The sequence below is a fragment of the Pseudomonas sp. 44 R 15 genome (assembly GCF_900004965.1).
Classification (GTDB): Bacteria; Pseudomonadota; Gammaproteobacteria; order Pseudomonadales; family Pseudomonadaceae; genus Aquipseudomonas; species Aquipseudomonas orientalis_A.
In genome coordinates this window covers 151851-163844 of sequence record NZ_CVTU01000088.1, presented here as the reverse complement: position 1 = coordinate 163844, position 11994 = coordinate 151851, and the positions used below count along the sequence as shown (strand labels likewise).

13 protein-coding genes and 1 tRNA gene are annotated in these 11994 nt (G+C 61.8%); 6 read left to right on the top strand and 8 right to left on the bottom strand.

Features of this window, described 5'->3' with window-relative positions; genetic code table 11:
- Nucleotides 1-562: 562 nt before the first annotated feature.
- A complete protein-coding gene (locus BFP93_RS11960) occupies nt 563-1324 on the bottom strand; it encodes an AraC family transcriptional regulator (RefSeq protein ID WP_065893275.1) in 762 nt (253 codons plus the stop codon).
- Between the two features lie 270 nt (nt 1325-1594).
- On the opposite strand from BFP93_RS11960, the gene BFP93_RS11955 reads away from it, so the two are divergent.
- The 3 genes from BFP93_RS11955 to BFP93_RS11945 all read left to right on the top strand — a co-directional run bounded on the left by BFP93_RS11955 (nt 1595) and on the right by BFP93_RS11945 (nt 4822).
- On the top strand, nt 1595-2521 hold the full coding sequence (locus tag BFP93_RS11955) for a 4-hydroxyproline epimerase (RefSeq protein WP_065893269.1): 927 nt from the start codon (nt 1595-1597) through the stop codon (nt 2519-2521).
- A 37-nt stretch (nt 2522-2558) separates the two neighbouring features.
- Nucleotides 2559-3506, top strand: coding sequence for a dihydrodipicolinate synthase family protein (locus tag BFP93_RS11950; protein ID WP_065893268.1), 948 nt, complete (start codon nt 2559-2561; stop codon nt 3504-3506).
- A 68-nt stretch (nt 3507-3574) separates the two neighbouring features.
- The gene (locus BFP93_RS11945; protein WP_065893267.1) at nt 3575-4822 is read left to right on the top strand and encodes an NAD(P)/FAD-dependent oxidoreductase; all 1248 of its coding nucleotides are present in this window, start codon (nt 3575-3577) and stop codon (nt 4820-4822) included.
- Nucleotides 4823-4841: 19 nt separating this feature from the next.
- On the opposite strand, the gene BFP93_RS11940 is transcribed toward BFP93_RS11945, so the two are convergent.
- Entirely contained in the window at nt 4842-5825 is a 984-nt protein-coding gene (locus BFP93_RS11940; RefSeq protein WP_065893266.1) for a GlxA family transcriptional regulator, read from the bottom strand.
- Nucleotides 5826-6047: 222 nt separating this feature from the next.
- On the opposite strand from BFP93_RS11940, the gene BFP93_RS29235 reads away from it, so the two are divergent.
- Entirely contained in the window at nt 6048-6179 is a 132-nt protein-coding gene (locus BFP93_RS29235; RefSeq protein WP_256095203.1) for a hypothetical protein, read from the top strand.
- A gap of 8 nt (nt 6180-6187) precedes the next feature.
- On the opposite strand, the gene BFP93_RS11935 is transcribed toward BFP93_RS29235, so the two are convergent.
- The gene (locus BFP93_RS11935; RefSeq protein WP_065893265.1) at nt 6188-6796 is read right to left on the bottom strand and encodes a LysE family translocator; all 609 of its coding nucleotides are present in this window, start codon (nt 6794-6796) and stop codon (nt 6188-6190) included.
- A gap of 227 nt (nt 6797-7023) precedes the next feature.
- Here BFP93_RS11935 and BFP93_RS11930 point away from each other — a divergent pair, with 227 nt between their 5' ends.
- Nucleotides 7024-7281 (top strand): hypothetical protein, encoded by a 258-nt coding sequence (locus BFP93_RS11930; protein WP_065893264.1) that lies wholly within the window; start codon nt 7024-7026, stop codon nt 7279-7281.
- 28 nt (nt 7282-7309) lie between these two features.
- Here the strand turns inward: BFP93_RS11930 and BFP93_RS28875 are convergent, their stop codons facing one another.
- The 4 genes from BFP93_RS28875 to BFP93_RS11915 all read right to left on the bottom strand — a co-directional run bounded on the left by BFP93_RS28875 (nt 7310) and on the right by BFP93_RS11915 (nt 10823).
- Nucleotides 7310-7477 carry a hypothetical protein gene (locus tag BFP93_RS28875; RefSeq protein ID WP_163001627.1) on the bottom strand — a complete coding sequence of 56 codons (168 nt, stop codon included), beginning with the start codon at nt 7475-7477 and terminating at the stop codon, nt 7310-7312.
- 248 nt (nt 7478-7725) lie between these two features.
- Complete coding sequence (locus tag BFP93_RS11925) at nt 7726-7923, bottom strand: hypothetical protein (protein ID WP_065885580.1); 198 nt, start codon at nt 7921-7923, stop codon at nt 7726-7728.
- Nucleotides 7924-8236: 313 nt separating this feature from the next.
- A tRNA-Cys gene (locus tag BFP93_RS11920) sits at nt 8237-8310 on the bottom strand.
- Between the two features lie 233 nt (nt 8311-8543).
- Complete coding sequence (locus tag BFP93_RS11915; protein WP_065893263.1) at nt 8544-10823, bottom strand: bifunctional acylase PvdQ; 2280 nt, start codon at nt 10821-10823, stop codon at nt 8544-8546.
- Nucleotides 10824-11058: 235 nt separating this feature from the next.
- Between BFP93_RS11915 and BFP93_RS11910 the strand changes: the two genes are divergently transcribed.
- Entirely contained in the window at nt 11059-11439 is a 381-nt protein-coding gene (locus BFP93_RS11910; protein WP_065893262.1) for a fe2+ zn2+ uptake regulation protein, read from the top strand.
- A gap of 12 nt (nt 11440-11451) precedes the next feature.
- Here BFP93_RS11910 and BFP93_RS11905 read toward each other — a convergent pair whose 3' ends face one another.
- Nucleotides 11452-11646: a hypothetical protein gene (locus BFP93_RS11905; RefSeq protein WP_005788056.1), complete on the bottom strand. Its 195-nt coding sequence runs from the start codon at nt 11644-11646 to the stop codon at nt 11452-11454.
- Nucleotides 11647-11994 lie beyond the last annotated feature (348 nt).

The window sequence follows — 11994 nt, the reverse complement described above, 5'->3', positions numbered from 1 at the left end:
AGCCGTTACCGCAGAAATGGATATGTACTCGGTCCAATCCAACATCCTGGTCGGCCCTGAGGCCGCCATCGGGGGCAAGCCCCCTCCCACATTTGCACCGGGATCGACACAAGATACCGGTCGGCTCTAAGGCCGCCGCGCTTTTGCGTTTGATCTGCTTTTGATCTCAGGCGCCCCGTTAAACCACGCTGGCCGAACGCAGGCTTGAATCCGTGGGCAACCCGGCAGGACGCCGGGTTAGCCGCACTGGGCCAGGGATGGCCCATTGCGGCGGCCCACGGATTCAAGCCTGCGTTCGGGCACACCGAGCCTAGGCGAGGTGCCGAGTGGTGGGGCAAGAGCGTTTTGCTTACTTTTGCGCTTTTCAAAAGTGAGCCGCCGTAAGGGCGGAACCCTAAGCAGCCGTTACCGCAGGAACGGATATGTACTTGATCTGATCCAACATCCTGGTCGGCCCTGAGGCCGCCATCGGGGGCAAGCCCCCTCCCACATTTGGGCCAGGATCGACACAAAATCCCGGTCGGCCCTAAGGCCGCTATCGGGAGCAAACCCCCTCCCACGCCTATTGCGTGGCCTGCCGATATTGCCTGGGCGTAAACCCGGTCGACGCCTTGAACTGTCGAGTAAACGCACTGTGGTCGGTATAGCCGCACTGCAAGGCGACGTCGGTAATCGGCAGTTCGGAGTGCAACAATCGGTGGGCATGCTCCAGCCGCACCTTCTGGATCATTTGCCGGGGCGTAAGGTGGAACACCCGCTTGCAATAGCGCTCCAACTGCGCCACGGAGATACCGGCAATGCGCGTCAGCTCCCCGAGGGTGACACGGCGGTTGAAGTGAGCGCGGATATGTTCGTCCACCGCCGCCAGGCGTTGGTAGGCAGGGTGGGTCTGGCTGGCCGACTGCAGGTCGAGCGAAATGCCGGCCAGGCCGATGATCGCGCCGCCAGCATTATACAGCGGCCATTTGTGCGTCAGGCACCAGCCCGGTTCGCGGCTGCCGTAAAGGTGCAGCTCAAGCTGGTCCTCCAGCACCAGACCCTGCTGCAGCACACGCCGGTCCTGCTCGGTATAGCCCGGCCCCAGTTGCGCCGGGAATACTTCAGCGCTGGTCTTGCCCAGCAGCGGCTGCAGTTGCCGCAGGCCGCAGCGCTGCACCAGGGTGCGGTTGGCGAGCACGTAGCGGGCCTCGATGTCCTTGATGAAAAACGTCGCGTTGGGGATCACGTCCAGCAACGGCAACAGCTGCGCCGCGCCTGTCAGCAACTGCTCGATGCTGTGGGGGCGACTGCCCTGCAAGAGACCCGCAAACACGTGCTGAACCATGATCTTCATCGCCCGTTTCTGACCCCGACGCCGAGCAGATTGCCCCATGCCTGGGACCCTGTCGAGCGCTGCAAACTGTGCTGAATTCGTCATCCATCCCGGCGCAAACCATCAATCGTCGCCCGCTTAGGGGGTTCACGATAGCGCCACTGCCTACCTGGTGCGCCTGGAAAGCGACGACGATAAAAGCGAAGCCGTCAGTGACGATCACTACAGCACCCCACCCTCTTTAGCCAATCACTCTCCGGCCACCCACTGATGGAGCCTTGCATGAAACGCCTGCACGTTATCGACTCCCACACCGGCGGCGAACCCACACGCCTGATCATGAATGGCTTTCCTGCGCTGACCGGCGACACCATTGCCGCTCAACTCGACGACCTGCGCAGCCACCATGATCAATGGCGCCGCGCCTGCCTGCTGGAACCGCGCGGCAACGACGTGCTGGTGGGAGCGCTGTATTGCGCGCCGGTCACCCCGGGCGCGACCTGCGGCGTGATCTTCTTCAACAACGCCGGTTATCTGGGCATGTGCGGCCACGGCGCCCTCGGCCTGGTTGCCTCGCTGCACTACCTGGGGCTGATCGCGCCGGGCGTGCACACCCTCGACACCCCGGTGGGCCCCGTGGCGGCCACGCTGCACGCCGACGGCGCGGTGACCCTGCGCAACGTGCCCGCCTATCGCTATCGCCGGCACGTCTCAGTGCAGGTGCCCGGCCACGGCGCGGTGGCGGGTGATATCGCCTGGGGCGGCAATTGGTTTTTCCTGGTGTCCGACCACGGCCAGGCGCTGCAGATGAGTAACGTCGACGCCCTCACCGACTACACCTGGGCCATGCTCAAGGCCCTTGAAGCCCAGGGCATCTACGGCGAAGACGGCGCGCTGATCGACCACATCGAACTGTTCGCCGACGACACCGAGGCCGACAGCCGCAACTTCGTGATGTGCCCCGGCAAGGCCTATGACCGCTCCCCCTGTGGCACCGGCACCAGCGCCAAGCTCGCCTGCCTGGCGGGCGACGGCAAACTCGGCCCCGGTGAGCCCTGGGTCCAGGCCAGCATCACCGGCAGCCAATTCCAGGCCCGCTATGAATGGGACGGCGAGCGCGTACGCCCGTTCATCACTGGCCGCGCCCACATGACCGCCGACAGCATCTTGCTGATCGACGAGCAGGACCCGTTTGCCTGGGGCATCTGAGCCCTTCCCCCCTACTCAATACCAAGGAGTCAGCACCATGAGCGACAACATCTTCACCGGTTGCATGCCCGCCCTGATGACGCCGTGCACCCCCGCGCGCAAACCGGACTTCGATGCCCTGGTGGCCAAGGGTCGCGAATTGATCGATATCGGCATGAGCGCCGTGGTGTATTGCGGTTCCATGGGCGATTGGCCGCTGCTCACTGAAGCCGAGCGCCAGGAAGGCGTGGCGCGCCTGGTGGCCGCCGGCGTACCGACCATCGTCGGCACCGGCGCGGTCAACAGCCGTGAGGCCGTGTCCCACGCGGCGCATGCGGCCAGGGTCGGCGCGCATGGCTTGATGGTGATTCCGCGCGTGCTGTCCCGTGGCGCCTCGGCCACCGCGCAAAAGGCCCACTTCGCGGCGATCCTCAAGGCGGCGCCCAACCTGCCGGCGGTGATCTACAACAGCCCGTACTACGGCTTCGCCACCCGCGCCGAGCTGTTCTTCGAACTGCGCCGCGAACACCCGAACCTGATCGGCTTCAAGGAATTCGGCGGCGCCGCCGACCTGCGCTATGCGGCGGAAAACATTACCTCCCAGGACGACGACGTGACCCTGATGGTGGGTGTCGATACCCAGGTAGTGCACGGCTTTGTCAATTGCAACGCCACCGGCGCCATCACCGGCATCGGCAACGCGCTGCCCCGTGAAGTGCTGCAACTGGTGGCGCTGAGCAAGCAAGCCGCCACGGGCGATGCCAAGGCCCGGCGCCAGGCCCGCGAGCTGGAAGCCGGGCTAGCGGTGCTGTCCTCGTTCGACGAAGGCTGCGACCTGGTGCTGTATTACAAGCACTTGATGGTGCTCAACGGTGACCAGGGCTATGCCCTGCACTTCAACGAAACCGATGTGCTCAGCGCCGCTCAACGCCGCTATGCCGAGCAGCAGTACGCGCTGTTCCGCCAGTGGTACGCCAACTGGTCGGCCGAGCAGAACGTCGCTTGATTTTCTGTAGGCGCGGGCTTGCTGTGGCGAGTCATCTGCTGGTCAACAGCCGAAGAGAGGCATAAGCGATGGCCAATCCCCACTCAGCCGACATCGTCGTGGTCGGCGCCGGCATCATCGGCGTTGCCTGCGCCTTGCAACTGGCGCGACAAGGACGGCAGGTGCTGGTGATCGACGCGCAGGCGCCGGGCATGGGCGCCTCCTATGGCAATGCCGGGCACCTGGCCACCGAGCAGGTCTTTCCCATCGCCGACTTGTCGATCCTCAAGCGCCTGCCGGCCATGCTGCTGGACCCCATGAGCCCGCTGCGCCTGGACTGGACCTACCTGCCCCGCGCCCTGCCCTGGTTCATGCGCCTGCTGCTGAACCTGCGGCCGATACGCTATCAGCGCACTGTCGCCGGCCTCCTCGCGTTGAATGAAGCCAGCCTCGCCGCGTGGCAGCGCTTGTTGGGCTCTATCGGGCACCCGCAGTTGCTGCGCGAAGACGGTTCGCTGCTGGTGTTTGAGCGCGCCGAATCCCGTGCGGCGCTGGATGCCTTGCAGCAACGGATGCAGCAGCAAGGCGTGCCGGTGGCGTTCTGGTCGGCGCAGGCGGTGCGCACGGCGGCGCCGCAGTTGAGCGAGGCGATACAGGGCGGTTTGTTTTTTCCGCGCACCGGGCATTTTCTCGACCCGTACGCAGTGGTCGGCGAGTTGGTGAACGCGGCCAGGGCCTTGGGTGTGACCTTTCTGCAACAGCGCGTCGTGGATGGCCGCGTGGAAAATGACGGTGTGTCATTGATGACGGAGCACAGCGTGGTCACCGCGCGCCAGGTCCTGATCGCCTGCGGCGCCCACTCGGCCCGTCTCACCGCCACCCTCACCGGCAAGCGCGTGCCGCTGGACACCGAGCGCGGCTATCACCTGATGCTGCCCCACGAACACCAGCGCCTGCCCTTCGCCGTCACCTCACTGGAGCGCAAATTCATCATGACCCCCATGGCCGACGGCCTGCGCCTGGCCGGCACCGTGGAATTCGCCGGCCTGGAACGTCCGGCCAATATGCAGCGAGCGTGGCAGTTGCACCGCTTGAGCAACGGCCTGTTCCGCCAGCCGCTGAACGTAGCCGACGCCACGCCATGGATGGGCTTTCGGCCCTCCCTGCCCGACTCGCTGCCGATCATCGACCGGGTGTGCGACGGCAAGGTGCTGCTTGCGTTCGGTCATCAGCACCTGGGATTGACCCAGGCGGCGGTGACGGCGGAAAAAATCGCTCAGTTGGCAAGCGGTGAAGCAGTGCCTGGGGTGCAGGCGTATCGAATGGCGCGGTTTTGATAAAGCCACCTGTTCGCGCCTATTTGACCAGCCGCTTTTCTTTAGAGGGGCGATAGCCGAAATACGAGCTGTAGCACTTGCTGAAGTGACTCGGTGACACAAAACCGCAGGCCACCAGCACGTCCACCTGCGACAGCTCGGTGTGCTGCAACAGGCGCCGCGCTTCGGTCACGCGCAACTCCATGTAGTAGCGCTGCGGCGTGGTGCCCAGTTGTTCCTTGAACAGGCGCTCCAACTGGCGGCGCGAGCGACCGGCGTAGACGGCGAGCTGGTCGAGCTCAAGCGGTTCTTCCAGGTTGGCGTCCATCAGCTTGAGCACTTCGCGCAGCGGTGCGCTGACGCAGACGTTTTCGGTCGGTTTGATGCGTCGGTAGCGCGACTCCTCGAAGGCGAGGATGTCTTCGATGCCTTCGACCAACGCCTTGCCGTGCAGGCTCTTGATCCAGTCCAGGGCCATATGGAAGGCGCCCGAGGGGCTGGAAGCGGTGAGGCGGTCGCGGTCGATCACATAGGGCTCGCTGGTGACCTGCGCGGCCTTGCACACCTCCGCCAGCGCCGGACGATGCTCCGGGTGGATGGCGCAACGATAGCCCTGCAACAACCCGGCGCGGCCGAGAAACCATGAGCCGTTCCACAGGCCGGCAAGCCCGACACCCTGTTCTGCGGCGGCGCGCAGGATATGGATGAAGTCTTCACTGGCCTTGAGTTCGGTGCGAAATCCACCACAGATCACCAGCAGGTCCAAATCCTGCAACACCGAAAGTTCCAGGCGCGCATCGGGACGGATGACCAGGCCCAGGTCACTGATAATCTCACGCTCGTCCCACCCGAACGTGCGCGTCGCGAACAGCTCGGGGCGCAGCAGGTTGGCGGTGACCAGCGTGTCGAGGGTCTGGGTGAAGGCAGGCAGCGAGAAGTGTTCGAGCAGCAGGAAGCCGATACGGGTGACCGCCGCCGTCTGCTGGGGATTGTCATTGAGGTAGCGCAGGTTCTTACCCTTCATGCCACCGCTGAACTGGCGTCTTTCCATCGAGGGTTGGCCCACTCTTATTGTTGATGCAGTGGGCGCTATCTTAGGGGCAAACGCGGTGGCTGTCTCACTCCCGGCGGCTGATCAGCAAAAACCTGTGGCGCCTGAAACCTGCGATCCAGGCGCCGGCGCGCCATCTGATACGGTTTTTTCCGCGCCATCTGCCTCTGTATCGAAAACCGCCCGAAGCGGACAATGGCGCCATCCGACATTCCTGTCGTCCCCCTTCCCTTTGGAGGCCTTATGACCAAGATGGCTATTTTCCTGTTCGGTTTTCTGGTGTTGACCATCGGCATCGGCATGCTGGCGACCATCTCGCCGGTCTAGTGGGGCTGTCACCCGACAAAAAGCATCGGATACAACGACAGCACCAGCAACCCTGCCATGGTCCAGTTGAATGCCCGCAACCAGCGCGGCTCGCGCAATACACTGCGCAAGCCGCTGCCGCAGCCGACCCACACGCACACACTCGGCAGGTTGACCACGGCAAACACCAGCGCAATCACCAGCACATTGGTCACGTAACCCTCGGCCGGCGTGTAGGTGGTGATCGCGCCCAGTGCCATGATCCACGCCTTGGGGTTGACCCACTGGAACGCCGCCGCGCCAAGAAAGGTCATCGGCTTGCCCTGTTCGTCATCGCTGTCCGCCATGCCGCCGGCGTTGGCGATCTTCCACGCCAGGTACAGCAGATAGGCAGCACCGACATAACGAAGCAACGTGTACGCCCAGGGGAACAGCTTGAACACTTCGCCCAGGCCCAGCCCCACGCAAATCACCAGCACCATGAACCCGATACTGATACCCAGCGCATGGGGCATCGAACGGCGAAAGCCGAAATTCACGCCGGAGGCCAGCAACATGGTGTTGTTGGGCCCGGGGGTGATCGAAGACACGAAAGCGAACAGCATAAAGGCTGACAGAAGACTGGTGGACATGAACATGGCGCGGCATCCAAGCGGGGGGTGATGTCCTGCGACAGTAGAGGGTTGCGCAGTTTATCGCCCCATACAGCTGGCGTTGGATCGAGGAATACACTTTGACGACATGGCTTTCACGAAGCTTTCACAGACGCAGGCCTAAGGTTATCCCAGCTCCTACATGAACACCTTTTAGCCCGCTCCCCCATCGCGGGCTTTTCTTTGCCTGTGATTTTTCCCGGATAAACAGGGTGAACGCTGTGATAGACGATCTCGGCGGTCCCAGAACCGCACAACAAGCACTATTCTACGACCTTGAAGATGCCGGCGCCGTGATCGGCTGGTCGGTGGTTGAACTGAAGGCCCTGGCGGCCAGCGGCAAGGCGGGCGATCAAGCGGCGCTGCTGACCAAAGTGTGCGCGCTGCTGGCCGTCCAGCAGAAACGTCTTGAAGCCTACGCACATGAAGTCAAAGAGCAGCGAATCAATCGGTCTGAAGCGGCTGGCTGAGACCAGCCGCATCGCTGCATCGGGCTGATCAGCGGTGTTGCGTTGAATGCTGACCGCCATCAGCATGTTGTTTTTTTACACGCTTTCGCGCCCTGAGTTCGTATTGGTGGTGGACAAACCAGATCACCAGAAGCAGAGCCGTCACGCCGAAAACTAGGGTTAAAAGCTCTAGCGCAGTACCTTCGTGTGCAAACATTTTTCGTTCCTCATCCTGAAGCCGTGTGACCGGAAAACAGTCACACCGAAATTGTTTGTAACAATACAAACAATTTCAGGGTAGTCGGCTGAGGCGTCCGTGACAACCGTTTAAAGGCTGGAACCCTTGATCCAGACACGTCATTCGTCGAAAACCACGGACTCGGGGTTTGAAAAAACAATGGCCGGGTCGTTCTGCACCGCAAAAAAACCCGGCGCCAGGCCGGGTTCATCAGCTTGAATCAATCACTAGTTATCCGGATGCTCACTCGCCACTGAATCGGCCGCATCCACATCCGACATATCCTCCTCCAGCGGCGCGTCATCGTCCGGCGGCAGTGGAATATTGTCCTCATCACGCTTGGGGTCGTGACCGGTTTCGTTATCGGTATTGCGAGTCACATCCTGTTGAGACAGGTTCCCCGGGGCATTTTCGTTGATATGCATGCTGGTTCTCCGTTCCTACGCTCGGGATATCCGCGCTTGATATTCAGAGACGGCATGGCAGGCAGAGTGCCGGGTGGCAGACGAATGGTGATCCCATGTGGGAGGGGGCTTGCCCCCGATGGCGGCGTGTCAGTCTGATCGTTCCCACGCTCTGCGTGGGAATGCCGCCTGGGACGCTCCGCGTCCCGCCGACAGGTGACGCAGAGCGTCACGGGATGCATTCCCACGCAGAGCGTGGGAACGATCATCAAGGAACCATAAATCGCAAACAATAAAAAACCCCGTAGACGCTAATCTACGGGGTTTTCAAGAGTGGAGGCCGAGGTCGGAATCGAACCGGCGTAGGCGGATTTGCAATCCGCTGCATAACCATTTTGCTACTCGGCCTCAAACGATCAATGCCTGTGTTGCCGACATTCACCGCATACAAACTTGAGTGGGCTCTGTGAAGCGCGCCTCTACTCTCTAACTTATCCAACACACCTAACTCATTGAATACATTAAAGTTTTTAATGCTTCATTGCGTTCGATGGGCGCCATTATGTACTTATTTGCTTTTGCCCGCAACCCCTTGATTTCAAAAATATTTCGCATTGGCATCAAGGGGTTGCGTGGCCGCCCTACTCCTGGATGCGTTGCGCCTGGTACTGCGGGTCGGCCTTGATCTGGGCTTCGGTGAAAGGCAGTGGGCGCAGCTGTTTCTCGGAGAAGGCCTGGGTCTGGTCCACAGCGTATTTTGAGTCAGGATTGCTGGATTCGGAGAACGCCAGTACGCCTACCGCCTGGGGGCCTTTGTCGTCGAAGCTGACGATTTGCAGATAGCTGGTGCCGCTGACGACTTCGCGTTTGCCGTCGGCGCGGGGCACTGTTTGCATGGCGTTGTAGATGCCCAGTTCCTGCGGGCCGCCATGCATGGGGGTTTGCCCGGAGACCTGGAGGTCGCCCCAGCGCTTTACGCCGAGTTTGTCGACGGCGGCACTGGAAGCGAGCATGGCTTCGCGCAGGGCCGTGGCCACGGGTGCGCGGTCGATGGCGAGGCCACTCGGGGTGGTCAGCGGGTGGGCCGGGTCGAAAGCGACGCGCCAGGCATCGGGAATCTGCTGCAGGTGTTCCACCAGGTTGATGAAGTGCACCAGGCCCAGGCCGCTGTCGAGGTTGGCGCGCTGGTCCCAGGTTTTCAGGCTGGTGCACAGTGACTCAAGCGCGGCGGCATCGTTGCCCAGGTGCTTGGCGCAGAACGCCAACAGGTCAGGCATGACTTGCCCCGCCAGGTACACCTCGTTGTCCATGACCATGCTTTGCAGGGCGCTGACGGTAATCGGTTGTTTCCCCAGGGATTGCAGGCGTTGCAGGGCAAAACGTGCACGGGGACCGAGGCCGATGTTGTCCTGGCTGATCACCGGGGAGAAGCCGGTGAGCGGCGCCTTGGGGTTGGCCATCCAGGCCGAATCGTTGGAGTGCTGCACGTAGTCGCTGCGTTGCAGCTGCGGCAATTGGGCAGCCGGGAAGATGCCCGCTTGCGCGGCGCGAGGGTCGATGTCCCAGGCGCAGGCGCTGCGGCTGCCGTCGAGCATGATCATTTGCAGGCCGGCCCGCGGGTCGCTGCATTGCGCAAGCTTGGCGGCGCTGACGTTGGGCACCACCGACAGGTTCATGTACAGGCTCTGGCCCTGGTCATCGGCGGCCAGGGTATTGACCCACGGGATGCCTTGCAGGGTATGCACCGAGGTTTGCAGCGCCTGGAGGCTGTCGGCGCGGTTCATCGCGTACCACTGTTGCAGCACCCGGTCGTTGCCGAGGTTTGCGTCGCGCAGGCTGTATGCATAGTGGTTGTCCCAGTCCAGCTTGCCGGGCCATTGCACCACGGGGCCGAACTGCGAACTGTAGACCGTATGGGTGACATCCTTGAGGCTGCCATCAGCCTGTTTGGCCTGCACGGTCAGCGTGGCTTTATCCAGGGGCAAGGACTTGCCATCGAGCAGGTAGCGGGTGGAATCCTTGGGGTCGAGGGTCAGGCGATACAGGGTGAAATGCTTGGAAGTGTCCACCGTGTGCGTCCACGCCACGTGCTGGTTGAAGCCGATATTCACCACCGGCAGGCCGGGCAGCGCCGCGCCCATTACATCCAGCTGGCCGGGAATGGTCAGGTGCATCTGGTAAAAACGCATGCCGCCCACCCACGGGAAATGCGGGTTGGCCAGCAACATTCCACGCCCATTGAAGGAGCGATCCCGGCCGACGGCCACGGCGTTGCTGCCCCGGTCAAGGGTGAAACGCTGTTGATGGGCAGCGGCCAGTTCGAATGCCTTGGCGTCGGGCTGCGCGGCGGCCGTGGCCTGGGGAGGTGTCGCGCCAACCAAGGCTTCGGCGAACTGCCCGACGCCCCCTTCCACCAGCAGCCGGCGGGTCAGCTTGACCAGGTCTTCCTTGACCAGCGGACGCACCCACGCCGCCTGACACTGCGCCGGTGCGCCCTGCTCTTTCAGATAACGATTGAAGCCTGCGACATAGCCTTCGATACGCTGGCGGATCTGCGGCGTTTGCGCGCTCCAGAATGCCTCGACCGCATTCGGCGTGTTCAGCCAGGTAAAGAACACGTCGCTGGCGAGGTTGTTGCGCTCCTCCAGGGTGGTCTGCTCGGGGCCGAAGAATCGGGCACGCTGGCCGTTCACCGTAACGATTTCATTGGCCAGCAGGCACAGATTGTCCTGGGCATACGCGTAGCCGATGCCTAAACCCAGGCCACGCTCGTCGTTGGCGCGGATATGCGGCACGCCATAGGTGGTACGCCGAATCTCCGCCGACGCCTGCACTACCTGCTCGCGCGCCGATGCCGCCAGGCTCAACCCCAGCAACATCCCTGCCATGCCTATCCTGGACAACCCATTGGAAATAATCACGCCGACTCCACAGTCAATTGAACACCCTCGATAGGGGCAACTACCCCACCGTTAGGACGCAACCCGCCGGCAATAATTTAGCCGCGCGGCAGGTTTATTCCCGGCGTGCACACTGTGACAAACCTGATACCGACAAATTTTCTACAGCTTGCACTTCATGATTTTGCTCGTTCGTTCGTCTTATTGAATAAGAGCACCATCATTTTCCTGATAAGGCTCTGATAAGGAGTTTTGCATGTACAACCCACAAGTGCCCACGGATGGACATTCATCAACCGACGAGGCCGGTTTCGGCAACGGCTCGCAAGGGTTTGACAAAACGCCCGAACAGCAGGGCAACCAGCGCATACGCCATTTGCTCAAGTGTTTCGGTCTGCGCACCAGCCTGATTCGGCTGAAGGTCATCGACGCCTTGATCACCGCTGCCGGCAACCAGCGCACCCTTGGCGTGCGCGGTGTGCACAGCCATTTGCTGGAACTGGGCATCCCGTTGTCGTTTCTCAGCGTGCGCGAGGTGCTCAAGCGCCTGTGCAGCGAGGGCGTGATCACCCTCAATGCCGACAAGAGCTACAGCCTCCACGAAGAGGCTGCCAAAGTGCTCAATGGGCGCGTCTGAATCACGCGCTCATCAGAAGTGAGGCTTGACCTTGCGCCGCATGATGCCGTTGATCACCACAACGACAACGGCAATCGCAATGGCCAGGTACTGGAAGGTTTTCTCGCTGATCACGCCGATGTTCTGCAGGTAAGACAGGCCGAACATCGAGGCCAGCACGGCCAGGGCAATCAGAATCGAATATTTCAAGCGTTGCTTTTGGGTCATGACGAGTTCCTGAACCTGAAGAATGTATGCACGTTGTGTCGCTGCGCATGCCGGGAAGCTACCCGGTGGCGGGGACGGACTGAGGCCGGCCGAGGCTCATGTTACAGGCGATGAAAAATTTTGGCTCGTCCTACGCCTGCCGGCGTTTGACCCCATTGCCCGTACACCTGCGGATACACGATATTCGCCCCTCCTGTACGGAACGTACCTACGCGACAGCCCCAACCATACGAAGCCCAACAAGGAAGAATCATTCGCCAAACAACATAGGGAAACTTGGGCCAACGTCACTTGGATTACACAATTGATTTCAGGCCTCGCCAACCTCCGTATACGCCGGGACACCTC